24 protein-coding genes are annotated in these 24,480 nt (G+C 74.0%); 8 read left to right on the forward strand and 16 right to left on the reverse strand.

Annotation, left to right across the window (positions count from 1 at the left end; genetic code table 11):
* Window positions 1–48: 48 nt before the first annotated feature.
* Window positions 49–651 carry a CGNR zinc finger domain-containing protein gene (locus tag ACNF49_RS34900; RefSeq protein ID WP_357969567.1) on the forward strand — a complete coding sequence of 201 codons (603 nt, stop codon included), beginning with the start codon at window positions 49–51 and terminating at the stop codon, window positions 649–651.
* A 36-nt stretch (window positions 652–687) separates the two neighbouring features.
* Here the strand turns inward: ACNF49_RS34900 and ACNF49_RS34905 are convergent, their stop codons facing one another.
* The gene (locus ACNF49_RS34905; protein ID WP_482940228.1) at window positions 688–1,296 is read right to left on the reverse strand and encodes a TetR/AcrR family transcriptional regulator; all 609 of its coding nucleotides are present in this window, start codon (window positions 1,294–1,296) and stop codon (window positions 688–690) included.
* Window positions 1,297–1,370: 74 nt separating this feature from the next.
* Between ACNF49_RS34905 and ACNF49_RS34910 the strand changes: the two genes are divergently transcribed.
* Together ACNF49_RS34910 and ACNF49_RS34915 are read left to right on the forward strand one after the other, a co-directional pair.
* Window positions 1,371–2,558 (forward strand): cytochrome P450, encoded by a 1,188-nt coding sequence (locus tag ACNF49_RS34910; RefSeq protein WP_482940229.1) that lies wholly within the window; start codon window positions 1,371–1,373, stop codon window positions 2,556–2,558.
* A gap of 73 nt (window positions 2,559–2,631) precedes the next feature.
* A complete protein-coding gene (locus tag ACNF49_RS34915) occupies window positions 2,632–3,069 on the forward strand; it encodes a VOC family protein (protein ID WP_357969561.1) in 438 nt (145 codons plus the stop codon).
* 17 nt (window positions 3,070–3,086) lie between these two features.
* Here ACNF49_RS34915 and ACNF49_RS34920 read toward each other — a convergent pair whose 3' ends face one another.
* From ACNF49_RS34920 to ACNF49_RS34940, 5 genes are all read right to left on the reverse strand, one after another.
* Window positions 3,087–4,310, reverse strand: a complete 1,224-nt coding sequence (locus ACNF49_RS34920; RefSeq protein ID WP_482940230.1) for a beta-ketoacyl-[acyl-carrier-protein] synthase family protein — start codon at window positions 4,308–4,310, stop codon at window positions 3,087–3,089.
* Window positions 4,310–4,561 carry an acyl carrier protein gene (locus ACNF49_RS34925; protein WP_352351457.1) on the reverse strand — a complete coding sequence of 84 codons (252 nt, stop codon included), beginning with the start codon at window positions 4,559–4,561 and terminating at the stop codon, window positions 4,310–4,312. The genes ACNF49_RS34920 and ACNF49_RS34925 overlap by 1 nt, the downstream gene beginning before the upstream one ends.
* Window positions 4,562–4,651: 90 nt before the next feature.
* Complete coding sequence (locus ACNF49_RS34930; RefSeq protein ID WP_482940231.1) at window positions 4,652–5,509, reverse strand: lysophospholipid acyltransferase family protein; 858 nt, start codon at window positions 5,507–5,509, stop codon at window positions 4,652–4,654.
* Window positions 5,506–7,785: an MMPL family transporter gene (locus tag ACNF49_RS34935; protein ID WP_482940232.1), complete on the reverse strand. Its 2,280-nt coding sequence runs from the start codon at window positions 7,783–7,785 to the stop codon at window positions 5,506–5,508. The genes ACNF49_RS34930 and ACNF49_RS34935 overlap by 4 nt, the downstream gene beginning before the upstream one ends.
* Before the next feature lie 105 nt (window positions 7,786–7,890).
* Window positions 7,891–8,805: a lysophospholipid acyltransferase family protein gene (locus ACNF49_RS34940; protein WP_482940233.1), complete on the reverse strand. Its 915-nt coding sequence runs from the start codon at window positions 8,803–8,805 to the stop codon at window positions 7,891–7,893.
* A 399-nt stretch (window positions 8,806–9,204) separates the two neighbouring features.
* Between ACNF49_RS34940 and ACNF49_RS34945 the strand changes: the two genes are divergently transcribed.
* On the forward strand, window positions 9,205–10,089 hold the full coding sequence (locus tag ACNF49_RS34945; RefSeq protein WP_357969547.1) for a phosphotransferase enzyme family protein: 885 nt from the start codon (window positions 9,205–9,207) through the stop codon (window positions 10,087–10,089).
* Window positions 10,090–10,104: 15 nt separating this feature from the next.
* Here the strand turns inward: ACNF49_RS34945 and ACNF49_RS34950 are convergent, their stop codons facing one another.
* Together ACNF49_RS34950 and ACNF49_RS34955 are read right to left on the reverse strand one after the other, a co-directional pair.
* Window positions 10,105–11,388 (reverse strand): ArsB/NhaD family transporter, encoded by a 1,284-nt coding sequence (locus ACNF49_RS34950; protein ID WP_357969544.1) that lies wholly within the window; start codon window positions 11,386–11,388, stop codon window positions 10,105–10,107.
* A 5-nt stretch (window positions 11,389–11,393) separates the two neighbouring features.
* Window positions 11,394–11,852 carry a CBS domain-containing protein gene (locus tag ACNF49_RS34955; protein ID WP_352351467.1) on the reverse strand — a complete coding sequence of 153 codons (459 nt, stop codon included), beginning with the start codon at window positions 11,850–11,852 and terminating at the stop codon, window positions 11,394–11,396.
* Between the two features lie 446 nt (window positions 11,853–12,298).
* Between ACNF49_RS34955 and ACNF49_RS34960 the strand changes: the two genes are divergently transcribed.
* The 3 genes from ACNF49_RS34960 (at window position 12,299) to ACNF49_RS34970 (ending at window position 15,073) form a co-directional block, all read left to right on the forward strand.
* Entirely contained in the window at window positions 12,299–13,303 is a 1,005-nt protein-coding gene (locus ACNF49_RS34960; RefSeq protein ID WP_482940234.1) for a HAMP domain-containing sensor histidine kinase, read from the forward strand.
* Window positions 13,300–13,944 (forward strand): response regulator, encoded by a 645-nt coding sequence (locus tag ACNF49_RS34965; RefSeq protein ID WP_357969538.1) that lies wholly within the window; start codon window positions 13,300–13,302, stop codon window positions 13,942–13,944. Before ACNF49_RS34960 ends, ACNF49_RS34965 begins: the two co-directional genes overlap by 4 nt.
* A gap of 217 nt (window positions 13,945–14,161) precedes the next feature.
* On the forward strand, window positions 14,162–15,073 hold the full coding sequence (locus tag ACNF49_RS34970) for a site-specific integrase (RefSeq protein ID WP_357969536.1): 912 nt from the start codon (window positions 14,162–14,164) through the stop codon (window positions 15,071–15,073).
* Between the two features lie 30 nt (window positions 15,074–15,103).
* Here ACNF49_RS34970 and ACNF49_RS34975 read toward each other — a convergent pair whose 3' ends face one another.
* The 8 genes from ACNF49_RS34975 to ACNF49_RS35010 form a co-directional block, all read right to left on the reverse strand.
* Window positions 15,104–16,363 carry a family 20 glycosylhydrolase gene (locus ACNF49_RS34975; RefSeq protein ID WP_482940235.1) on the reverse strand — a complete coding sequence of 420 codons (1,260 nt, stop codon included), beginning with the start codon at window positions 16,361–16,363 and terminating at the stop codon, window positions 15,104–15,106.
* A complete protein-coding gene (locus ACNF49_RS34980; protein ID WP_482940236.1) occupies window positions 16,360–16,638 on the reverse strand; it encodes a hypothetical protein in 279 nt (92 codons plus the stop codon). Before ACNF49_RS34980 ends, ACNF49_RS34975 begins: the two co-directional genes overlap by 4 nt.
* On the reverse strand, window positions 16,635–17,651 hold the full coding sequence (locus tag ACNF49_RS34985; protein WP_482940237.1) for a GDSL-type esterase/lipase family protein: 1,017 nt from the start codon (window positions 17,649–17,651) through the stop codon (window positions 16,635–16,637). The genes ACNF49_RS34980 and ACNF49_RS34985 overlap by 4 nt, the downstream gene beginning before the upstream one ends.
* A 153-nt stretch (window positions 17,652–17,804) precedes the next feature.
* The gene (locus ACNF49_RS34990) at window positions 17,805–19,010 is read right to left on the reverse strand and encodes a glycoside hydrolase family 1 protein (protein WP_357969528.1); all 1,206 of its coding nucleotides are present in this window, start codon (window positions 19,008–19,010) and stop codon (window positions 17,805–17,807) included.
* A gap of 32 nt (window positions 19,011–19,042) precedes the next feature.
* Window positions 19,043–19,873: a carbohydrate ABC transporter permease gene (locus ACNF49_RS34995; protein ID WP_482940238.1), complete on the reverse strand. Its 831-nt coding sequence runs from the start codon at window positions 19,871–19,873 to the stop codon at window positions 19,043–19,045.
* Complete coding sequence (locus tag ACNF49_RS35000) at window positions 19,870–20,832, reverse strand: carbohydrate ABC transporter permease (protein WP_357969524.1); 963 nt, start codon at window positions 20,830–20,832, stop codon at window positions 19,870–19,872. Before ACNF49_RS35000 ends, ACNF49_RS34995 begins: the two co-directional genes overlap by 4 nt.
* Window positions 20,833–20,835: 3 nt before the next feature.
* Entirely contained in the window at window positions 20,836–22,098 is a 1,263-nt protein-coding gene (locus ACNF49_RS35005; RefSeq protein ID WP_357969522.1) for an extracellular solute-binding protein, read from the reverse strand.
* A gap of 108 nt (window positions 22,099–22,206) precedes the next feature.
* A complete protein-coding gene (locus tag ACNF49_RS35010) occupies window positions 22,207–23,274 on the reverse strand; it encodes a LacI family DNA-binding transcriptional regulator (protein WP_357969521.1) in 1,068 nt (355 codons plus the stop codon).
* A 292-nt stretch (window positions 23,275–23,566) separates the two neighbouring features.
* Here ACNF49_RS35010 and ACNF49_RS35015 point away from each other — a divergent pair, with 292 nt between their 5' ends.
* Window positions 23,567–24,472, forward strand: a complete 906-nt coding sequence (locus tag ACNF49_RS35015) for an SGNH/GDSL hydrolase family protein (RefSeq protein WP_482940239.1) — start codon at window positions 23,567–23,569, stop codon at window positions 24,470–24,472.
* Window positions 24,473–24,480 lie beyond the last annotated feature (8 nt).

Genomic DNA, 24,480 nt, shown 5'->3' on the forward strand with positions numbered 1-24,480 from the left:
TGAAACCGGTTAAAGGGGTTTCGTTGCGACACCAGTTATAGTGGTGTCATGCGAGTGAACGCAACCGGACGAGTGCTGCACGACCCCAAGGGCGGATCGTTCCGGTTCGACGCCGGCGCCCTCTGCCTCGACTTCGCCCACACCGGCGGCGAGGGTCAGTACGCGATCTTCGAGACCCTCCACGAGCCCGCCGACCTGGCCGAATGGCTCGCCCAGCCACCACTGACGGCGGTCATGACGGTCCCCGTGACCGCCGGCGAGCTGACCGCCGCCAAGGCCCTGCGCCAGGCGATCTGGGACGCGGCCCACGCCCAGGCGGCGCGCCGCCTCCTGCCCGCCGGAGCGATCACGACCATCAACCGGGCCGCGACCGCCGCACCCCTGGTCCCCGAACTCGCCGCCGACGGCGTCACCGCCGGATGGGCGCCACCGGTGCGGGCCACCCAGGTGCTGTCGAACCTGGCGCGGGAGATGATCGAACTGCTGTCCGGGCCGCTCGCCGAACGTATCCGCGAGTGCGCGAGCGACAACTGCCCGCTGGTCTTCGTCGACACCTCCCGCCCCGGCGCCCGCCGCTGGTGCGCGATGGAACGCTGCGGCAACCGCTCCAAACTCCGCGCCCTGCGCGCCCGCCAGTCCCTGGAGCCGTGACGAGCGGCATGTGCACGCCGGGCGGTCCCGCGCGGACTAGGGCCGGTCGAGGATCGCCAGGCCGTTGACCGCGACCTCGATCCCGCGCCGCCCGGCGGCCAGGACGTCGCCCTCGGAGCCGCCCTGCTCCTGGGCGACCATCCCGGCCACGGCCAGCGCGCCCATGAAGCTCCCGACCGCCGCCCCCGCCGACACCGGGTCGAGCCCCGGGTAGACCTCGCACAGCGCCCTGGCCAGCCGGGGCTGCGTCTCCATCATGAGCGTCAGGCCACGGGCGCGCAGCGCGGGCTCGGCGGCCATCAGGCGCGCCCGCAGCGGCGACAGCGCGAAGCCGAGCTCGTCGTCCTCGGCCAGGCTGCGCACCATGGCCTCGAACATCCGGCTCAGCAGCTCACCCAGCGGCTCCCCCGGCCGCCGCCCGGCGATCGCCTCCAGCATCACCCGCTCGCGATCGCCGGCCTGCAGGAAGAGCACGTCCTCCTTGCTCGCGAAGTACGCGAAGAAGGTGCGGGGCGCGACGTCGGCCGCCGCGGCGATGTCGGCGACGGTGGTCCGCTCGTACCCCCGCTCGGCGAACAGCCGGACGGCGGCCTCCAGCAGCGCACGGCGGGTGCGGGCCTTCTTGCGTTCGCGATGACCTTCCACGGCGCCACCCTACTGCATGCCCTGCTTTTATGCACAGGTTGCAAATTCGCAGCCTCTGCGGTTTTCTGGGTGGCATGGACATCCTTCAGAGCCTGCCGCTCGACCGCGAGGACCCGTTCGAGCCGCCCGCCGAGCTCGCCCGGCTGCACGGGCCGCTGCACCGCATGGTCTACGCCGACGGCCGTCCCGGCTGGCTGGTCACCGGCCACGCCGAGGCCCGCGCGGTGCTCGACGACCCGCGCTTCAGCAACACCTCCCAGGGCGCCGCGCCGCCGATCAAGGAGCTGGCGCCGCCCGAGGGCCTGGCCGACCTGGTGGTCCCGCCGGGCTTCTTCATCGCCATGGACGACCCCGAGCACGCCCGCTACCGGCGGCTGCTCACGGGCCGCTTCAGCATGCGCAGGATGCGGCTCCTGGAGCCCAGGATCCAGGAGATCGTCGACGGCCGGCTCGACGAGATGGCCCGTGCCGGAGCGTCCGCCGACCTGGTCGGCGCGTTCGCGCTGCCGATCCCGTCGCTGGTGATCTGCGAGCTGCTCGGCGTGCCGTACGACGAGCGCGGGCGCTTCCAGGACACCACCGCGCGCGCGGTGAACCTGGACAACTCCGCCGAGGAGCGCGGCGCGGCGGGCGCCGAGCTGATGGGCTACCTGTCCGAGCTGGTCGCCCGCAAGCGGGCCGAGCCCACCCAGGACCTGCTCGGCGAGCTGGTCTCCGGCGGCGAGCTGAACCACGAGGAGCTGACCGGGGTGGCCACCCTGCTGCTGACCGCCGGCCACGAGACGACCGCGAACATGCTGGCCCTGGGCGCGTTCCTGCTGCTGAGCCGCCCGGAGCAGGCGGAGCTGGTGCGCAATGACCCGGGCGTCGCGGCGACCGCCGTCGAGGAGCTGATGCGCTACCTCAGCATCGTGCACATCGGCCCGATCCGGGTCGCGCGGGCCGACGTGCCGCTCGCCGGGCGGACGATCAGGGCCGGGGAGACCGTGACGCTCTCCCTGCCGGCCGTCAACCGCGACCCGGCCCGCTTCCCCGACCCCCACCGCTTCGACGTCACCCGCGAGGCCGGGCCGCAGCTCGGCTTCGGCCACGGCATCCACCAGTGCCTGGGCCAGCAGCTCGCCCGCCTGGAGATGCGGCTGGCCTTCCCGGCGCTGCTGCGCCGCTTCCCCGGGCTGCGGCTGGCCGTGCCCGCCGAGGAGGTGCCGCTGCGCCCGCGCGCCACGATCTACGGCCTGGCGTCCCTGCCGGTCACCTGGTGAGGCCGCCGCGTTTGACGTGCCGTCCCGCCGTGCAGAGAGCATGACGGACGAAGGACGATCACGGGAGGCGCGCATGGCCGCTACGGACGGCGGGATCAGGCTGTGTCAGGTGGTGCTCGACTGCACCGACGCCAGGGCGCTGGCGGAGTTCTACCGGTCCCTGCTGGACCTGGTCTACCGGCCCGGCGACGAGCCGCCGCGGGCGGGCGCCGACGACGAGCGCGGCCGCGACTGGCTCGTGCTGAGAACCAGGGACGGCGCGCCGCAGCTCGCCTTCCAGCAGGTCGAGACGCTCCCCGAGGCGACCTGGCCGGAGCCCGGGGTGCCCCAGCAGCTCCACCTCGACCTGACCGTCTCCTCGCTCGAGAGCCTGCTGGAGCAGCACGAACGCGTTCTCCGCCTGGGCGGCCGGCTGCTGCTGGACCGGATCGACGACGACGAGGAACCCCTGCGGGTCTACGCCGACCCGGCCGGGCACCCGTTCTGCGTGTTCGTCTCCCAGCGGGGCTGACCGTCCGGCGGCGGCGGTCAGCGCGCCGGCGAGAAGACCAGCGTGGCGTTGTGGCCGCCGAAGCCGAACGAGTTCGACATCACCGGCCCCCTCGCGATCGGGCGCGGCACGGGCGCCGCGTCGATGTCGCAGCGCGGGTCGAGCCGGTCCAGGTTGGCGGTCGGCGGGGCGGTGCACTCGGCCATCGCCAGCACGCACGCCACGGCCTCGATCGCCCCCGACGCGCCGAGTGCGTGCCCGGTCACCCCCTTGGTCGAGCTCACCGGCACGGCGGCGGGCCCGAAGACGCGGCCGATCGCCTGCGCCTCGGCCAGGTCGTTCAGCTCGGTCCCGGTGCCGTGGGCGTTGACGTGCACGATGTCCTCGGGCGCCAGGCCCGCGTCGGCGAGCGCGGCGTCCATGCACCGCCGGGCGCCCTCGCCGCCGGGCGCCGGGGCCGTCAGGTCGTGGGCGTCGCTGGTGCGGCCGTAGCCGGACACCTCGGCGTGGACGCGCGCCCCGCGGCGCACGGCGTCGTCGAGGCGTTCCAGGACGAGGAACGCGGCCCCCTCGGCCAGCACGAACCCGTCGCGGTCGGCCTCGAAGGGGCGGCAGGCGGCCTCGGGGTCGTCGTTGCGGGCCGACAGGGCGCGGCACCGGCTGAAGCCGTGCAGCATGCCGGGGGTGACGTTGGCGTCCCCGGCCCCGGCCACGACCAGGTCGGCCGAGCCGTCGCGGATCAGCCGGACGCCCTCGCCGATGGCGTGCGCGCCGGAGGCGCAGGCGGTGACCACGGACATGCTCGGCCCGCGGATCTCGTACCGCATGCCGATGGCGGCGGCGCCGGCGTTGGGCATGATCTTCGGGATGAAGATCGGCGACAGCCGCAGCGCGGCGGGACCGGCCGTGTCGAGCAGCGCCGACTCGTACGTCTCGGTGCCGCAGAACGAGCTGCCCGCCACCACGGCCCGCCGCTCGGGCGGCACCCGCGGATGACCGGCGTCGGCCAGCGCGTCGCCCGCCGCGCACACCGCCAGCAGCGACGCCCGGTCCAGCCGCCGGGCCTGCCGGTCGGTCAGGTACGCCGAGACGTCCAGTTCCGGCACCTGGCAGGCGAAGCGCACCGCGAGCGCGGAGGTGTCGAAGGACGTGATGGCCCGTGCCGTCGAGCGCCCGCCGAGCAGCGCGTTCCACAGCTCCTTGGGACCGGAGCCGGCGGGCGTGCGCAGGCCGAGCCCGGTCACCGCGACCCGGGGTCGCATCAGCCGCCCACCGCCGTCAGGTGGCGGCGGATGACGGCGGCCATGTCGGCGACGGTCCGCACCCGCTGGAGCCGGTCGTCGGCGAAGGTGCCCCATTCGTCCTCGACCACGGCGTGCAGCTCGGCGAAGTCCAGGCTGTCGGCGTCCAGTTCCTCGCGCAGGTCGGTGTGCGGGCCGATCTGGGCCGGGCTGACGCCCAGCACCCGCGCGCAGTGGCCGCGGAGCACGTCTGTTATCTGGTCGTCGGTCATGGTGCCGTCCGTTCTCTCGGCGGATGGGGGGCGTGTCCGAGTGTGCTCCAGGAGTGCGGGCGGGTCCGGGTATGACACATCAAATGTCCATCAAGCCGGGCCCAGAGCGTCCCTGACCCGCGACTCGGTCAGCGCGGCCAGCGCCGCCCGGTCCGCGCGCGGCCGTCCGGTGAGCTCGGGGCGTATCGGGGGCAGGAACGTCACCTCGGCCACCAGGTTCCGGGTCGCGACCACGCGCAGCAGCGAGACCGGCAGGGAGTCCGCGCCGATCCAGGCGGCGCGGGTGGAGGGCGCGCCGGCTTCGCGGTAGCGCAGCGCCACCGGCCGGACGGTCGCGCCCGCCTCGACGGCGGCCTGGAACAGAGCCGGGTGGAAGGCTCCCATGGCCGACCCGCACCAGGTGGTGCCCTCGGGGTAGGCCAGCACCGCGTCCCCGTCGCGCAGCGCGCCGGCGACCGACGTGATCGCCTCGGGCAGCCCGGCCGGCCGGTCCTTGTCGATGAACAGCGTGCGGTGGGCCGCGGCCAGCGACCGGACCAGCGGCCACCGTCCGATGTCCCGCTTGGCGAGCTGGCGGGCCGGGGTGAGGGCCGCCATGATCAGCGGGTCGGCCCACGAGATGTGGTTGCTCACCAGCAGGGTGCCGTGGCCGTCCAGGGCGGGGACGCCGCCGGGGATCCGTACCTTGATGCCGAGCGCGCGCACGATCAGTCCCATGGCCCTGCGGGTCAGGCGTGCGCGCAGGGCCCCGGCGCGGCGGGCGGGCATCGCCGACAGCGTCAGGGCCGCCCCCAGGGCCAGCGCGCAGCCCAGGAGGCGGGCGGCCCGGCGGACCGGCCCGGCGACGGCGACCGGCGGCCGGAGACAGGTGTCCGGCGTGCACGGCGACAGGCCCGGCCCGGACGGCGGCCGCTCGTGGCGGTGGTCCTGATCGCGGGTGGTCGTCATGGTGTGCTCGCCGGCGGTGCCGCGGGCTCGGTCCCGTCCGGCCCGCCCGCGGCCGCGCCGACGGGGACGCGCGGCGGGTCGCCGGGAGAGCCGCCGCCGCTGCCCCGCCCGCCGCGCAGGAGCCGGGGCGCCCACCAGTTGACGGGCCCGGCCAGGCGCATCACGGCGGGCACGAGGAGCGTGCGGATCAGCGTGCAGTCGACCAGGACGGCCACCGCGATGCCCACCCCGATCATCTTGAGCACGGCCAGACCGGAGGTCGCCACGGCGGCCATGACGACGGCGAAGATGACGGCGGCCGAGGTGAACAGCCGCCCGGTGTGCTGCAGCCCGGTGGCGACCGCGGTGGCGGTGTCGCCGCGGCTGCGGTACTCCTCGGTGATCCGGGACAGCAGGAAGATCTCGTAGTCCATGGAGAGGCCGAAGGCGACGCAGAAGATCAGCGTGGGCATGAGGGCGTCGATGCTGCCGGTGGCGGTGAAGTCGCCGACCAGCCAACGCAGGTGGCCGTCCTGGAAGACGTGGACCAGGGCGCCGAAGGTGGCGGTGAGGCTGAGCACGTTCATCAGCAGGGCCTTGACGGCCAGCACGACGCTGCGGGTCAGCAGCGTCACCATGGCCAGGGTGGCCAGCGCGATCAGCGCCAGGGCCGTGGGCAGCGTGCCGGCGATGCTCTGCCTGATGTCGTCGAGCTCGGCGCCGGGCCCGGCGAACAGCGCCTGGCCCGGGGCCGGGATCGCGCGCAGGCGCCGGACGAGCTCGCTGTTGGCCACCGAGTACGGCTCGTGCGCGGTGGTGACGAGCAGCCAGGTGCCCGCCTCGCCGGTGAACCGGCTGCCCGGCCCGGGGACGGCGGCGGCCCCGGCGTAGGAGCCGCCGGCCGTGTCCACCCGGAGCACGCCGTCGGAGGCGGCCAGGCGCCTGGCGTAGCCGCCCAGCAGGTCGGCGGAGCTCTGCCCGCTGATCCGCAGGTCCGGCAGCACGATCATGGTGCCGCCGACGACCCGCTGCCCGCCGAACTCCGCGCGCAGCGCCTGCGCCGCCCGGGCGGCGGGCGCGTCGGGGGGCAGGATGCGGTCGTCCAGGGTGCCGAAGCGGGCGCCCAGGAACGGCGCGCCCATGGCCAGCAGCAGCGCGGTGGTGGGCACGGCCACCGCCAGCGGGCGGCGCATGACGGCGACCGCCAGGCGGTACCAGGGCCCGGCCTCCACCGGCGGCGCGGACCGGCGCGCGGCGTTCCACGGGCCGGGCACGGGAAGCCGGTTGACCCGGTCGCCGAGCAGGGTGAGCAGGGCCGGGAGCACCACGAGGCTGGCCGCGGCCGCCGTGAGGCTGATCGTCATCCCGCCCACGGCCAGCGAGCGCAGGATGGTGAACGGGAACAGCAGCAGCGCAGACATGGACAGCGCCACGGTGGCCGCCGAGCAGGCCATGGCCCGGCCGGTGGTGCGCATCGTGACGGCGACGGCCTGGGCGGCGTCCTGGCCCAGGGCGAGCTGCTCGCGGAAGCGGGTGACGATGAACAGGCTGAAGTCGACGGCCAGGGCGAAGCCGAGCGCGCTGGAGATGCTCAGCGCGAACACCGAGATCTCCATGACCTCGGTGAGCAGGCGCAGCACGGCCATGGTGGCGATCACCGCCAGCGCGCCGATCAGCACCGGCAGCAGGGCGGCGACCAGGCTGCCGAACACCACGCACAGGATGGCCAGGGTCAGCGGCGCGGCGATCAGCTCGGCGGTGTGCAGGTCGGCCTCGCTGCGGTCCTGCGCCTCGACGCGTACCTGGGCCTCGCCCGTGGCGGTCAGCGACAGGGGGCCGTAGCGGTCGTGCAGGGAGTCCATGATCCGGCGGGCGGCGGCGTTGCGGGCGGCGTTGTCGCCGCGCAGGTGGGCCAGGACGACCGCCGCGCGCCCGTCGCCGCTGCGCAGCCTGGGCTCGTGGCCGCGCCAGTACGAGGTGACCCGCCACACGCCCGGGTCGGCCGAGACGCGTTCGGTGAGCCGTGTCCCGGCGGCGTCGATCTCGGGGTCGTCGACCGGGCGTGCCGCGCGGGCGATCACGACCAGGTCGGCGTTGCCCGTGTGGAAGGCGTCCTGAAGGATGTCGTCCGCCCGCAGGGACTGCGATCCGAGCGGCACGATGTCGCCCAGCACGAGCCGGTCGTGCACGTCCAGGCCGGCCATGAGCGAGACGGCGAACGTGACGGCCGCGCCCCAGAGCACGACCCGTCGCGGCCACCTCCGTCCACGGCCGGACGGCGGCGAGTTGCCCCACATCGGTGAATCCTTACGTCGAGTAACGGTCGGTCGAGGCCACCGGCGCACGCGCTCCTCCGCGGCGCGGGCCTGTGTGGTCAGTCCTGTGTGGTCAGTCCTGTGTGGTCAGTCGAGGCCGGCGCGTACGCGCTCCTCGGCGGCGCGGGCCAGGGCGGACCGTCCGCGCGGGCCGCGGCCGGGCGCGGGCGGCGGCAGGAGCGGGGTGAGCCGCACCTCGGCCCGCAGCCGCCGCGTCCCGGCCACCCGCACGACGGACCCGGTCACCGAGTCCTCGCCCACCCAGCTCCCCCGGCTCGACGGGCTCGACCCCTCGTAGTAGCGCAGGACGGCCGGGCACACCGCCGCCCCGGCGTCGATGGCCGCCTGGAAGACCGCGGGCCGGAACGTGCCGACCTCGCGCCCGCAGGACGTGGTGCCCTCGGGAAAGACGGCGACCGTCTCCCCGGCCAGCAGGGCGGCGCGGATCAGGCCCACCGCGGCGGGCAGCGTGGACAGGCGTTCCCGGTCGATGAACAGCGCCCCGCAGGCCGCGCCGAGCGTCCCGATGAGCGGCCACCGGCGCACCTCCCGCTTGGCCAGCAGGCGGCAGGGCAGCGCGGCCAGCATGACCAGCGGGTCGAGCAGCGAGACGTGGTTGGCCACCACGAGCACCCCGGCCGCCTCCTCCCTCGCGAGGCCCGCCGGACCGGCGACCTCGACCCGGACGCCGAGCGCGCGCAGCAGCAGCCGGGCCGCCGTCTGCACGGTCCTGGCCCGCCAGAGCCTCGGCGCGGCTCCCATGACGAGGAAGGCGGGCAGCGCGGCCAGCAGCACCAGCAGGGCGCCGCACAGCCGGGCGGCGCGGCGCGCCCGCCCGGCGGCGACGGCCTCCTCCGGCAGGCACGCGCGCACCGAGCAGGGCGCCCGCGCCAGCCACGGGTTGATCTCCACGCGCCGGCCGGAGCCGGCGACGTGCCGCCACGTCGCACGCGCCCGCCCCGACCCGGCGGGCGCCCCTGCGGGCAGCACGACGGACGACACAGCTGGCGGCACCACGGGCGGCGTGACAGACGGCGCTGCGGGTGGAGTCGGATGGGACACGCGGGACTCCCAGACGGTGATCGGCGAGCTTGCCCGAGCGGCGCTAACGGCAGCGCGAGACGGCGGCGGACGGCAGGTCGCGCCGGACCAGCCGGGTATCGGGCGGATGTGAGCTTTGTGCGATTTCTTGCGACTGCACGATCATGAGCGTCCCGAATTCGGAGCGGGCTCGGCACCGGCGGCCCTGACGGCGGGGTGACAAGCGGATGATGATCCTGTTAGTGCAGGTTAAGCGCCATCCGGCGGAGAGCGCCGAATTTGCGCCACGTGTCGCCCGACCTTGGCAGAACACTCCACAAGCCGTCCCAGCTCATGACCTGAGCCCCATAACCTGACAAGGTGATCTACGCAAAGACGCCACTCACCCCCGAGATCCGTGCCGCCGCCTCCCGGGCCTGGGGCGCCGAAGGAGAGGGTGAGCGGCTGTACGGCGGGGAGGAGTCGGCCGCCTACCGCCTCGGCGACCACGTCGTCCGGGTGGGCCCGGCCGCGCGCGGAGTGGCCGAGTCGGAGTGGTGCCACGCCGTCGCCCGGCACGCCGCCGCCACGCTCCCCGAGGCCGTCGCCCCGCTGGCCACCACGGGCGGCGCGACGGTCGTCGTCGTGGACGGGCGGCCGATCTCCTGCTGGCCCTACGTCGAGGGCTCCTGGCCCGACTCCGACGTCCCGGCGCAGCGGGAGGCGGGCGCGCGGCTGCTGGCCAGGCTCCACCGCGCGCTGGCCGGTCTGCGTCCCGGCCCGCGTCCCGTGCCCGCCTTCCAGGAGTCCGGCCTGTACGGCGACCCGCCCCCGGACGCCGCCGACCTGCACGACCCGGTCCTCGACCGCTGGCTGGCGGCCTTCCACGCCGGGCATCCCGTACGCCACCCGCTGCACGGCGACTACTACACCGGCAACACCCTGGCCAGGGACGGCCGCATCGTCGCCGTCCTGGACTGGGACGAGACCTTCGTCGGCGCCCCCGAGCTGGAACTGGCCGCCGCCGCGCTGGAGTGGGGCGACGACCTGGCCGGGCCCAGCAAGGAGTTCGTGGCCGCCTACCTCGAGGAGGGCGGCACGGCGGCCCCCCTCGACGACGAGTCGCTCGCCCAGCTCGTACGGCACAAGCTGCGCAGGGAGCACGCCTACTTCCGCAAGGCCGCCGCGGCGGGCGTGCCGCACGACGAGGAGGACCTCGACTACCACCGGGCCCGGGTCGAGCTGTTCCACCGGCTGCGCCCCTGACCCGGGCGGCCCGGGTCAGAAGTAGCGCAGCCAGACGTACACCCAGGCCAGGGCCGTGCTGCCCAGGGTGACGACGATGCCGTACCGGGTGAACTGCCAGAAGGAGATCGGGTTCCCGGTGCGGGCGGCGATCCCGAGGGCCACGACGTTGGCGCTGGCGGCGACCGCGGTGCCGTTGCCGCCGAAGTCGGCGCCGAAGGCGAAGGCCCACCACAGCGCCTGCCCGGTGGACGCGTCCGGTGCGGTGGCGGCCAGTTCCTCCACCACCGGCGCCATCGTCGCCACGTACGGGATGTTGTCGAAGAACGCCCCCAGCACGCTGGAGCCGAACAGCAGCGAGGTGGCCGCGGCGAAGTAGTTGTCGCCGAACAGGTCGATGGTGGCGCGGCCGATGGTCTCCATCATGCCGGTGTGCACCAGGCCCGCGACCATGACGAACAGCCCGGCGAAGAACACCAGCGTGGGCCATTCGACCTCGCGCAGCACGTCCCCGAGCTCGACCCGGCAGACCAGCAGCATGACCCCCGCGCCGACCAGGGCGATGATCGAGGGCGCCAGGTGCAGGACGGAGTGCAGCGCGAACGCCGTCACCACGCCGGCCAGCACCGTCATCGACCGCGCCAGCAGCGCGGGGTCGGTGATGGCCCGCCGCTCCTGCAACGCCATCACCTTGGCGACGTGCTCGGCGTTGTAGTGGAACGACCGGCGGAACAGGGGGTAGGTGAGCAGCACGAACACCCCGAAGATCACCACGACCGCGGGCGCCATGTGGACGAGGAAGTCGTTGAACGTCAGCCCCGCCCGGCTGCCGATGATGATGTTCGGCGGGTCGCCGATCAGCGTCGCCGCCCCGCCGATGTTGGAGGCCAGCACCTCGGCGATCAGGTACGGCTGCGCCGGGATGCGCAGCCGTCCGCACACCATCACCGTCACCGGCGCGACCAGCATGATCGTCGTGACGTTGTCCAGGAACGGCGAGGCCACGGCGGTGATGGCCATCAGCATCGCCATCAGCCGGTACGGCCGCCCCCGCGAGCGTTTGGCCGCCCAGATCGCCAGGTAGTCGAACAGCCCGGTCTGCTTGATCACCCCCACGATGATCATCATGCCGAGCAGCAGGAAGATGACGTTCCAGTCGATGCCCGCGTGCCCTGAGGAGAACACCTCCTCCCCCGGTGTCAGCCCCAGCACGGTCATCAGGCCGGCCGCCACCAGGACGACCTTGACCTTGTCGGCCTTCTCGGTGGCGATGAAGAAGAACGCCACCACGAAGATGGATAGGGCCAGGATCGCGCTCATGCGGATCAGTCCGGAAGGCTCGTGATGGCCAGGCTGGTCAGCAGGCGTTCCAGGGTGATCGCCCCCGTGAGGGTGGCGTCCGGGCCGAGGACGGCGACCAGCGGGCTGCGCGTGCGGGCCATCAGCGCCGCCACCTCCAGCAGGGTCGCGTCCGGCGGCACGGTGACGGGCCGCGCGGGCGGCCTGGGCAGGCAGTCGCCGACCGTCAGGTGGGCCAGCTCCTGCCAGAACAGCTCGGCGTCGCTCTCGTCGAGGGTGCGGGCCAGGGCCTGGTCCTCCTGGTACGTGCCGGGGATGGCCAGCCGCAGCACCTGCGTGCCCGGCAGCACGGTCGCCGGCCTGCCCCGCTCGTCCACCACGATGAGTCCGGGAAGCCGGTTGACCACCATCAGGCGGACGGCCCGTCCTACGGAGTCGCGGGCCGTCACGGTCGGCAGGGCGACGGCGATGTCCTGTGCTCGCATGGCACCGTCCACGGTGGTCGGAGTGGTCGGGAGACGACGGTTCGCGCCGGTTCGGGGCACGGTCGTATGGCGGATCTTGATGGGGAGCCTCCAGCGGGGGCATGGGCGAAGGTCACAAAGGCGGCGGGGGCGGCTCAGGCGCCCGGCCCCGGCCACGGGACGGCGGCCGGCCCCCGGCGCGGCCCGCGCGTCAGATGGCCCCGGGGGACGGACCGCGACCCGCGGGCGGGCAGGAGGAGAAGCGGTCCTGCCGCCGCGGCTCGGAGAAGGTCCGTGCCACGCATCGCCCACCTCCTTACGGTCCGTCCCTGTTTTCCGGGGAGACCATGCCATCACCGCGCGAGGGGCCGCGCCCATCGGGTCCGGCCCCCATATCGGGTGGGGGCGCGACCGTATCCGGGCCGGGTCAGTGGACAGGGTGGGCGGCGAACGCCCAGGCTGGAGGCATGAAAGACGCCGTCGCCACCGCGCCGGAGCCGCCTGGCCGCACTCCGGCCCAGGCGTTGTTCCGCCGCCTGTTCGTCATCAACGCGCTGGTCTTCGCCGCGGGCACGTTCGTGCTGGCGCTGTCCCCCGCGACGGTCTCCTCACCGGTGCTGCTGACCGAGGTCCCGGTGCTGCTCATCGGCCTGGCGCTGATCCTGGCGGCGAACGCGTTCCTGGTGCGGGCCAGCCTGGCGCCGCTGACCTCCCTGACCGCCCTCATGCGGCGGGTGGACCTGCTGCACACCCACGACCGGCTGCCCGCCGGCAACCGGGACCTGCGCGGCGTCACCGACACCTTCAACCAGATGCTCGACCGCCTGGAGGAGGAGCGCAGCGTGGCCAGCGCCCAGGCCCTGGCCGCCCAGGAGGCCGAACGCGGCCGCATCGCCCGCGAGCTGCACGACGAGATCGGCCAGAGCCTCACCGTCGCGCTCCTGGCGCTCAAGCGGGTGCGCGACCGGGCGCCCGCGGAGCTGGCCGGCGAGCTCGGCCACGCCCAGGAGGCGATCAGGACGAGCCTGGACGAGGTGCGCCAGGTCGCCCACCGGCTGCGCCCCGGCGTCCTGGAGGACCTGGGGCTGACCAGCGCCCTCACCGCGCTGGCCACCGACCTGTCGCGGACCGGCACGGTCGAGGTCACGCGTAGACTGGCTCCTGGGCTGCCGCCGCTCACCTCCGAGGTCGAGCTGGTGCTCTACCGCATCGCCCAGGAGAGCCTGACCAACGTCGCCCGCCACGCCCAGGCCACCAGTGCGACGCTCACGCTGACACCCGACGACGGAGACCTGGTCCTGCGCGTCACCGACGACGGCCGGGGCGGCATCGGCGAGCCGGGCGCCGGCATCCGCGGCATGCACGAGCGCGCCCTGCTCATCGGGGCCCGCCTGAGCGTGCACTCGCCGCCCGGCGGCGGCACCGAGATCGTCCTCACCGTCCCCGGCGCGGCCAAGGAGAACGCCCGATGACCCGCATCCTGCTCGCCGACGACCACGCGCTCGTCCGCCAGGGCGTCCGCCTGATCCTCGACGCCGAGCCCGACCTGACCGTGGTCGCCGAGGCCGCCGACGGGGCCGAGGCGGTCGAGGCCGTCCGCACCCACGACATCGACCTGGTCGTCCTGGACATCGCCATGCCGCGCATGACCGGCCTGCAGGCCGCGCGGGAGATCTCCCGCCGCCGGCCCGGCATCCGCCTGCTGATGTTGTCGATGTACGACAACGAGCAGTACTTCTTCGCCGCGCTGAAGGCCGGGGCCTGCGGCTACGTGCTGAAGTCGGTGGCCGACCGCGACCTCATCGAGGCGTGCCGGGCGGCGATGCGCGGCGAGCCGTTCCTCTACCCCGGGGCGGTCACCGCGCTGATCCGCGACTACCTCCACCGCCACCGGCACGGCGAGCCGCTGCCCGACAGCCTGCTGACCGCCCGCGAGGAGGAGATCGTCAAGCTCATCGCCGAGGGCCACTCCACCAAGGCCATCGCCGACACCCTGGTCATCAGCCCCAAGACCGTCGACCGCCACCGCAGCAACATCCTGGCCAAGCTCGGCCTCAACGACCGGCTCGACCTGACCCGCTACGCCATCCGCGCCGGCCTGATCGAACCCTGACCTCGGCGGACGGCCGCGTCCCGGGGCCTGGCGGCCCCGGCGGCCCGGCCGGATGGAGCCCGCGGGCGCAGTTCCATGAGACGATCGAGATCATGATGGGTCCGTTGGGCGCGAGCAGCGACGTCCTCCACGCCTCCCTTTCGTCCTGTTGTGCCCCGGCACGAGCCGCCGCCGACCCAGCCGCCGATCCCGTCGCCGTGCCGGTCGTGTGCTGAGCATGGCCGAGGGCACCGTCGCGTCCTGGGGCGCGCGCACCGGTCAGGAGGCCCGCGGCCTCGTCTCCCGCATCGAGGGGCTGCGTCCGCGGCGCGGCCCCGGCGACGGGGGCGAGGTCCCCGCGGCCGACGTCGACGTCGTCGAGGGGCTGGGTCCGGCGGCAGCCGGCGTGGCGGCGGCCTGGCTGCTGGAGCGGCCGTCCCCGGCCCTGCGGCGGACGCGGCTGCGGGTGCTGGCCTCCTACCTGCGGTGGCTGCGCGGGCAGGATCCCGGCGGCGACGTGCTGGGGGCCGGGTCGCAGGTCGACGCCTACTGCCTGGCCGCCCTCACCGCCGGCCTGGCGCCGTCCGGCCGGCCGCTGGCCCGCGCGACGGTGATCCGCAGGCGGGCCGTGCTGGCCTCGTTCTACGCCTTCGCCGGTCGGCACGGGCCGGCTCTCCCGGCGCCGGCCGCTCACCCGCCCACCCCGGCCGAGCGGCGGCTGCTGCGCGGCGGGGTCGCCCTGCTGGCCGAGGAAGGGCGCTTAGCCGAGGCCGTGGCGGTCGGGCTGCTGGAGTCCACCGGCGCGTCCGTCGACGCGCTGGCCCGGCTGACCCCGTGCGACGTGCATCTGGTGGGCGCCGGCGACCCCGTGCTGATCACCCTGCACGACGGGCGGGGCGACATCGTCGCCTTCCCGCTCGCCCCCTACCTGCGCCGCCCGCTGCGCCGCCTGTGCGGCGACCGGCCCGCCGACCATCCGCTGCTGACCGGCGAGGCGGGCCGGCGGGTCGACCTGGCCTGGACGCGGGCCGCGCTCACCGACGCCGCGCTCGCCGCCGGCCTGCCCCGGTCGCGGGCCGAGGGCCTGCACCCGCACCTGCTGCGCGCCCTGACGGTGACCGAGCTCGGCGGGTCGCCCGTGCGAGCCTGACCGCGACGGGCTCCCGGTCCGCGGCAGGAGTCACCGCTCCGCCGCGGGCCGGTACGCCGCTCCCCATCCCGTCGCCTCCCACGTCGCGGCGTGCGGTCGCAGGCGTGCCCGGTGGTCCTCCCAGGTCGCCGGCTCACGCGTCCAGGACCGTTCGGCCGCGGCCGGGAGACGGGGGAGCAGCAGGAACGCCAGATCGTCGAAGGACGTGATCGTCTCCGACCAGATCGCGGCCTCCACGCCCGCGACGCGCACGTCGAGCCCCGACACCAACGACCACGGGGTCCAGTCGAACATCTGCCGGAGGGTCTTGGCCGGATAGTCACGGAACCCGAGCCGGGCCCGTCGTGCCTCCCCCTCGGCGTCCGCGGCGGGCTCGGCGTACGGGCGGTCGAGGTACAGCACGTCGCTGGAGGACAGCAGCACCGGCAGCCCGGCCGCCGCCGCGGCGGGCCCGTCGGACGGCGCGAGGGCGAACAACGCCACCATCTGGTCGACGAACGTGTGCGCGGACTCCGGCAGCTCCGCCTTCTTGGCGTCGGCGTCGATGCTCGTCTCCGCGCCGATCCACAGCTGCACGAGGTCGCCGTCGCCCAGCGCCCCGGCGCGTACCGTCTCCTGCCAGGCCACGACCCGGCTGCCGGCCTCGTGCGCCGCGCGGACGGCCGCGCCGACCGCGCGCGTGTACGCAGCGAAGGGCATCCCGAACGGCTCATCACCCCCGACGTGGACGAACCGGGCACCGGACGCCTGCGCGAACTCGGTGACGGTCTCCGCGATGAAGGACTCGGCCCCGGGCATGGCCGGATCCACGTAGCCCGGGCGGGCCGCGGTCCCGTCGCCGGCGAGCCCCGGGTAGGCGCGGATCGCGGCGTGGGCGTGGCCGGGGAGGTCGACCTCGGGCACGATCGTCACTCCGCGCGCTCCGGCGTACGCCGTCAGCTCCGCCAGCTCGCGCCGCGTGATCAGCTCGCCGGGCGAGGTCGCGTCCAGCGCGGGACGGGCCGCCGACTGCAGCCGCCAGCCGCCGGAGTCCGTGAGATGCAGGTGCAGCACGTTCAGCTTGTATCGCGTCAGCAGGTCGATGACGCGGCGGATCTCGTCCGGGCGGAACGGATGCCGGACGACGTCGAGCATCAGGCCCCGCCACGCCAGGGCGGGCCCGTCGGCGATGCGCCCCACCGGCAGCCGGCCCGCCGCGCACTCCGCCAGCTGCACCAGCGTCGCGGCGCCGCGCAGGACCGCGTGCGGGCTCGGCCCGGTGACCGTGATCTCCCCTGGGGCGATCGTCACGGTGTGCCGCTCGTCCGGGGGAGCTGTTCCGGCGCGATGCCGTCGGCGGGCGGCACGTCGGCGGGAGCCTCGCCGATCAGCAGGACGACGCGCGACGGGAGCGGATCGCCCGCCGAGGGGACGGCGGCGAGGCGGGCGAACTCGCCTTCGAGCCACGCGCGGACGTCGCGCAGACGATCGTCCGCCCGGATCTCGACGCGACCGGGGTGCAGGACGGTCGTCGTCGCGTGGTCGAGCGCGACCGTGTGCGGCCACGGCACCAGCGCGGCCCTCATCGCCGGCCTCCGAGCAGCCCCGCCAGGGCCGGCAGGCCGGCCACCGTGTCCTGGAAGCGCCGCGCGATGAGGCCCAGCCCCTCCTCCGTGGGGTGGAGCCCGTCGCCCAGCAGGCGCGCGTCCTGCTCGCCCAGCAAGGTACGGCCGTCCACCAGGTGCAGGTGGGGGTCGTCGGCGACGCGCCCGGCGTGGACGCGCTCGATGATCCGGCGGGTGGCGGCCAGCGTGAGGGCGCCGTCGTCGGACTCCAGGGCCCGTTCCGCCCCGGCGGCCGTGCCGCCGCGATCGACGGTCGGCCCGGGCGTGTGCTCGTGCGCCGGGCAGGCGATCGCGGTGATGAGGACCACCGGCGTGTCCGGATGGCCCTCGCGGATCAGGTCGAGGAAGCCGTGCACCGCGGGCAGCATCGTCCTGGCCCGCATCGAGTCCGCGTTCACGAGGTTGATCCCCATCTTGAGGGTGATCAGGTCCGCGGGGGTGTCCCTGATCATGCGGGCGACGAACGGGTCGAGCTGCGCGTTCCCGCCGAACGACAGGTTGCGCAGGCGCCAGCCGGTGCCCAGGGCGACCCGTGCCGGCCAGGTGCGGTCGGGGGTGGCGGCCTGCAGCCCATGGCTGATGGAGCTGCCGTGATGCGTCCAGCGCGGGAAGCCGCCGGCGGACGGCGGCGAGATCGGGGCGTCGGCCTCCAGGCCGATGACCTCTACCGCGCAGTCGTGCGGCAGCATGATCTCGACCTGCTTCTCCCCGCCGCCGGGGACGAGGGCCACCGTCACGGCGGACGGATCGCGGTGTTCCCGGCCGGCGACGTGCCGGCCGGCGCCGATGACGACGACGTCCCCTTCGGGGATCGCGACGTGTTCCGCCACCGCGCCGTCGACGACGACGGCGAGGCTGTGCGGCCTGGCGGCCTCGGTGCCGGCCGGCCGCAGCGAGCGGGTGTGCAGGCGGAGCCGCAGCAGGGTCGCGCTCGTGGCGAAGCGGAGCGAGACGCCGGTGGGCGCCTGTTCCATGAGGTCGAACCAGGGGTCGTCATGTTGGGCGCGCGCCCACGGCGGCAGCCGGCGCGGGCGCAGGCCGCCATGGGCTCCCGGGTCGAGGGCGGCCGCGCCGTCGACGAAGCGGGCCAGGTCCGCGGCGTCCGAGGAGCACGTCCAGGCTCTCCGTCACGACGCGGCCTCTTCCCCCAGAACGGCCGCCGGGCTCTGGGCGAGCCGCCCGAACCAGCGGGCGCTGGGTTTGACCGTGCGCCGGAACGTGGTCCGGTCGACCGCGACGAGGCCGAACGTGGGCGTCCACGATCCCCACTCGTAGTTGTCCAGCAGCGACCAGTGCAGGTATCCGCGCACGTCGACGCCGTCGGCCATGGCGCGGGCCAGGCCCGTCACGGCCTCCGTCGTGTACGCGACGCGTTCGTCGTCGTCGCCGGTCGCGATGCCGTTCTCGGTCACGAGCAGCGGTGTCGATCCGCCGAGCCGGGCGGCGGTGTGCCGGACCGCGTCCTCAAGGGCGAGGGGGTAGTACTCCCAGCCCATCATCGTGCGTCTGTCGGCCGGGCCGGGCGCGATGACGCCGTCCTCGCCCGCGCGCAGGCGGCTGTAGGCCTGCACGCCGATGAAGTCGTCGCCCTTCGCCAGGTCGATGTACTGGTCGTCGAGCAGGTACGACAGCTCGGCGGTGCGGTCGGGGCCGGCGCCGTGGTCCTGCACGTTCTGGTTGGCCACCGTCCATCCCGATCGCAGTCCGGGCACGGAGGCGAGCAGGTCGCGGGCCGCCTCGTGGGCGCGGGCCAGCGCGGCGGTCACGCCGGGATCCGGCGGGACGAAGGAGGGCACGGGTTCGCCGGCGCCGTGCCTGCGGCGCGCGGCCATCAGGGCGACCATGTTGGGCTCGTTGATCGTGCAGACCCAGCGCACGCCGTCGAGGATCGGCAGCACCGCGCGGACGTAGTCGGCGAAGTGCGCGACCGCCTCCCCGGAGGTCCATCCGCCACCGGCGCCCAGCCACGCGGGGCTGGTGAAGTGGTGGAGCGTGACGACCGGGGTCAGCCCGCGCCGCCCGCACCCTTCGATGATCCGGCGGTAGTGGTCCAGCATGGCCGGTGACGGGTGACCCGGGGCGGGGACCACGCGGGCCCATTCGACGCTGAACCGGTAGGCGTTGAGACCGAGGTCGCGCGCGATGTCCAGGTCTTCGGGCCACCGGTGGAAGCTGTCGCAGGCGTCCCCCGAGCGCTCGGGCAGGCCCCAGCTCCCGTCGTGCTCGGCCTGCCAGAAGTCGCTGCCGACGTTGTTCCCCTCCACCTGGTGGGCCGCCGTCGACGCGCCCCACAGGAAACCGTCGGGGAAGGCCAGCGGCTGCGAAGTCGCCATGTTCGATCCTGTCTTGGGTGTCGGAGGTGTGGTCATTTGAGGCCCATGGTGGCGATGCCCTGCACGAAGTGGCGCTGCAGGGACACGAAGAGCGCGAGGATCGGCGTGATGATCAGCACGGCGCCGGCGAGCAGCGTGCCGTAGTCGGTCGCGTACTGGCCGGTGGAATAGAGCGAGAGCGCCACCGGCAGCGTGTACATCGACTCGGTCTGGCTCGCCACGAGCGGCCACAGGAAGTTGTTCCACGAGCCCAGGAAGGTGAGGATGCCGAGGGTGGCCAGCGCGGGGCCGCACAGCGGCAGCACGACCCGGGTGAAGATCCTCGTCTCGGAGGCGCCGTCGATGCGCGCGGCCTCCAGCAGCGAGTCGGGGATGTCCAGCATGAACTGGCGCATCAGGAAGACGCCCACGGGCTGCGTGAGGAACGGCAGCACCAGGGCCCCGTACGTGTCGAGGATGCCCATCTTCGCGACGATCACGAAGAGCGGGACGAAGGTCACCACGCCGGGCACCATGATGGTCACCAGCACGACGCCGAGCAGGACGCGCTTCCCGGCGAAGTCCATCTTGGCCAGCGCGTAGCCGACCATCGAGCAGAACAGCAGGTTGCCGAGCACGGTGAGCACGGCGACGACGAGGCTGTTGCCGAAGAAGGTGCCGAAGTGCAGCTCGGTGAGCCAGCGGGCGAAGTTCCCGCCGGTGGGCGCGTGCGGCCACCACGTCGGAGGGTCGGCGAAGATCTCGTCCTGCGTCTTGAACGCGCCCAGCACCATCCAGGCGAACGGCGCGAGCCACAGCACCACGCCGGCGGTCAGCACCACGTAGGTGAGCGAGCGCGCCGTCAGGCGTCCCGGCCGGCTCATGTGGCCCTCCTGAGCAGGCGGAACTGCAGGACGCCGACCGCCGCGATGACGACGAACATGATGTAGCTCGCCGCGGACGCCTTGGCGAAGTCGCCGAACCCGAAGGCGTTGAACGTGTAGTAGGTCATGGAGAGCGTGGAGCCGAGCGGCCCGCCCTGCGTCATCACGAAAGCCTCCTCGAAGAACTGCAGGTAGCCGACCGAGATGAGCACGCAGCCCAGCAGGATCGTGGGGCGCAGCAGCGGGAGCGTGATGCTGCGCAGGCGGCGCCAGGGCCCGGCGCCGTCCATCGCCGCAGCCTCTGCGACGTCGGCCGGGACGGCCTGCAGCCCGGCCAGGAAGATCACCATGAGGGTCCCGGTGTTGCGCCAGACGGCCATCAGGATCAACGAGGGCAGCGCCCAGGTGGTGCTGTTCAGCCAGTCCGGCCCGTCGACGCCGACCAGGGCGAGGACCATGTTGAGCAGCCCGTCGCGGGCCAGGATGTGGCGCCAGATGACCGAGACCGCGACGACGCTCGTGACCACCGGCGCGTAGAAGGCGACGCGGTAGATCGGCCTGAGCCGGCGGATCCCGGAGTTGAGCGCCAGCGCCAGCCCCAGCCCGAGCGCCACCGTGGCGGGGATGCCGATGAGGACGAACAGCGCCGTCACCCCGGCGGCGTTCTGGAACTCCGGATCGGTGAGGACGTCCGCGTACTGCTGGAGGCCCACGAAGTTCACGTTGAAGGGCGACTGGATGTCCCGCGCGGTCAGGTCCGTGAAGGAGAAGCCGATCGAACCGGCGATCGGCAGGACCATGAACACCGCGAAGACGACGACGAACGGCGCGGCGAACAGCCAGGCGACCGCCGTCTGGCGGCGCCGGCGTTCGGAGTTGGCCCCCGCCGCCCGGCGGGCGCGCACGTCACGGGGGGCGCGCGCCCGTCCGGGGGCGGTCGGCGACATGGGGTTCGACACCGCTCAGGACACCCCGATGCCGTCGGCCTGCTGCTGGAGCCTGCGCAGCGTGTCCGCCACCGGCCGGCCGCCCTTGATGATCTGTTCGATCGCGGAGTCGCCCGCCGCGCCGACCTTGTCGAAGCCGACCAGCTGCGGCGGCGCCTTGGCCGTCTTGAGCTGCTCGGCGAACGCCGCCAGCGTCGGGTCGGCGACCAGCGCCGGATCCTGCCACGCGCTCCGGGTCGCCGGCAGGTCGCCGCTGACCTTGTACCAGGCCGCCTGGGTCTGGGGCTCGCTGAGCCACTGGACGAGCTTCCAGGCGGAATCGGGGTTCTTGGCGGCCTTGAAGACCACGAGGTTCGCGCCTCCGACGAACGAGGTCGAGCTCTTCCCCGCCGGAAGCGGCGCGGTCGCGTACTTGCCGGCGAACGCGTCCCCGCCGGCCTGGGAGATGGCGCCGCGCAGGAAGGGGCCGGCGACGAGCATCGGCGTCGTGCCCGTCAGGAAGTCCTTCACCGCGGCGGCGGGCGCCGTGTCGGCGTTCGGATCGGCGATGCGCTGCTTGAAGTACGACGCCAGGTACTCGTACGCCGAGGCGAACTCCGGGGTGTCGAGCGTCCACGCGGACTTGTCGGCGTTCATGAGCTCCGCGCCGTTGGACCACGGCATCCAGAGCGAGGACAGGAACGATCCGGTCGTGCCCGCGGGCAGCCGGATTCCCCACTTCGCACCGGCCTTGCGCTGCAGGTCGGCCGCCATCCGCCGCAGCTCGTCCCACGTGGCCGGGGGCTTGTCCCAGCCGGCCTTGCGGGCGAGGTCCGTCCGGTAGTAGAGCGCGCGGACGTCGACGTACCACGGCACCTCCAGGAGCCGGCCGCCGATCGTGCCGGTCGAGACGGCTCCCGGGTACATGCCCGCGGTGTCGATGGCGGCGGGCACGGGTGCGAAGGCGTCCTTGAACACCGGCAGGCCGGGCATCATGGCCAGGTCTGGAACGTTCCCGGCGGCGATGGCGGTCTGGAACTTCTGGTAGGCCGAGTCCCACGGGATGGCGGTCACGTTCACCTTGACCCCGGGGTTGGCGGCCTCGAACTTCTTCACGAACTCGGGCAGGAGGTCGCCCTCGTTGCCCATCGCCCACATCGTGATCGCGCCGGCGGCCTTGGCCGCGACGCTGGAGGACGGTTGGGCCCGTCCGGCGCCCTCGTCGGCCCGGCCGCACGCGGTGAGCGCCGTCGCGGCTGCGATCGCGGCCAGGGCCGCCACTGTTGATCTGTGTCGCACGGCCAGTTCCTTCCTGTCGGCCTGTGTTGCCTCCCCCGAACGGCTGAGAATTTATGCGCTTAACTCGCCATAAATCCAGCCCCATTGCGCAATCGAGATAAAACTTCCTCAGGGGCAGCCGCAGCTGCGGCCGAGCATCATGCGGGTCGGCAGCACGTACGACCTGGGGTGGGACACCCCCGCCGCGGTGTCGGTCAGGATGCGCACCGCGAGCCGTCCCATCGAGGCGAACGGCTGGCGGACCGTGGTCAGCGTCGGGGTCGAGAGCCGACCGGCGACGATCCCGTCGAAACCGGTGATCGCGACGTCCTCCGGCACCCGGATGCCGTGCCGGGCCAGGAGGTCCAGCACGGTGAGCGCGAGCTGGTCGGTGGCGCAGACCAGGGCGTCCGGCACGTCGCCGGACGCGATGGCGGCGCGCAACGAGCGCAGGCTGTCCTGGGCCAGCGCGGTGGTGTCGAACGGCTCCTGCGGGACCGGCAGGCCGTGCGCGGCCAGCGCGGCCTGGAACCCGGCGAAACGGGCGGCGATGTCGGGCGCGGCCGGCTCGCCGAGGAACGCGGGAGACCGGCGGCCGTGCCGCTCGACCAGGTGATCGACGAGTTCGCGCACGGCGCTCTCGTTGGCCACGGTGATGTGGTGCAGCGGGTCGTGCATGGGCGGGCTGCTGAAGATCACCACGGGGACGCCGCGCCCCACGTGCTCCAGCAGATCGCGAGCCGCGCCGCCCGGGAAGATCGCCAGGCCGTCGACGCTGCCGGCCAGGTCGAAGCTGCCCAGCGAGTCGCGGCTGGCCCCCGACCCGAGCATCACCGGGCGGCCCAGCCGCTGCGCCTCCAGCTCGAACCCGCGCTGGATCTCGTCGACGTAGAGCGGGAACCGCCGCACGTCGCCGAGGCCGTCGAGCTCCCGGGCCACCATGGCGTCGAGATCCTGGACGCCGAGGTCGGCGGGCAGGAACATGTCGAAGGCGTACAGGCCGAGCGCCTGGGAGCGGCCCTTCGCGAGCCCGCGCGCGCTGCCGCTCGGCACGTAGCCGAGGGCCCGCGCGGCCTGCAGGACCAGCTCGCGCGTCGCCGGGCGGACCTTCTCCGGCTGCCGGAAGGTGTGCGAGACCGTCGCGATGGAGACGCCTGCCCGCTCAGCGACGTCGTAGACGGTCGCCCTCTGCGCCACCGGACCATCACCCGCCCTTCCCGGCGTCGCCTGCGAACGGATCGTATCCGCTCGGGTCACCACCCTACGCGCCGCGCCCGGCCGATGATCACCACGCTCGTACGCCGTTCCGGAGGCGACCGCGACCGGGATCTTGACGGGACGCCCGCGCCCCGGCAAAACTAACCACCTGGTAGGAAATGGTCGTGCGCCGCGGGTTCGCCCTGCGTGCGCGGCGTTCGCCTCCGCCGACGCGCCGGCCCGCCGCCGGGCGTCGGCCCCTGCCCTCACCCCCCGTCCAGAGAAGGTGGCCATGCTCGGGTCCAGCCGGCAGTTCAGGAAGAAGTCCCTCGCGCTCTCCGCGGCGGCCGTCACGACAGTCGTCACGGCGGCCGTCACGGCGGTCCTCGCGACGCCGACCGCGCACGCCTCCGCCCGCGGCACCGCCGTCGGCCACTATGTGGCCCTCGGCGACTCCTACACCGCGGGCCCCGGAATCCCCACCCAGACGGACGCGAACTGCGGCCGTTCCGACCGCAACTACCCGACTCTGACCGCCGCCGCGCGGACCGTCGCCACCTTCACGGACGTCAGCTGCGCCGGCGCGACCACGGCGCACATGACCGGCTCACAGGGCGCCGCCCCGCCCCAGCTGGACGCGCTCCGCCCGGAGACGGACCTGGTCACCCTGGGGATCGGCGGCAACGACATCAACGTCAGCGGCATCATCGGCCGCTGCGTCATCCTCGGCAAGCTCAACCCCGGCGGCTCGCCGTGCAAGGCCAGCTACACCCTGGCCGGCATCGACCAGCTCGCCGGGCGCATCGCCGCCACGGGCGACAAGATCGACGCCGTGCTCCAGGAGATCAGGCGGCGCTCCCCCGGCGCGGACGTCCTCGTCGTCGGCTACCCGGTCATCATGCCGGACGACGGGAGCAACTGCTATTCGACCGTCCCCATCGCCAAGGGCGACGCCCCCTGGCTGCGGGACGTGGAGAAGCGCCTCAACACCATGCTCGCCGCCCGCGCCGCGGCGGGCGGCGCCCGATTCGTCGACACCTACACCGGCTCGGTGGGCCACGACCTGTGCAAGCCCCTCGACGTGCGGTGGATGGAGCCGATGGAGGGCGTGGACTCGGCGGGACTCCACCCCAACGCCGCGGGCCACCAGGCCATGTCCACCGCCGTGCTGACCGCCGTGGACGCCGCCCGGCGGTGACGGCGCCG

Source organism: Actinomadura sp. ATCC 39365 (assembly GCF_054392275.1).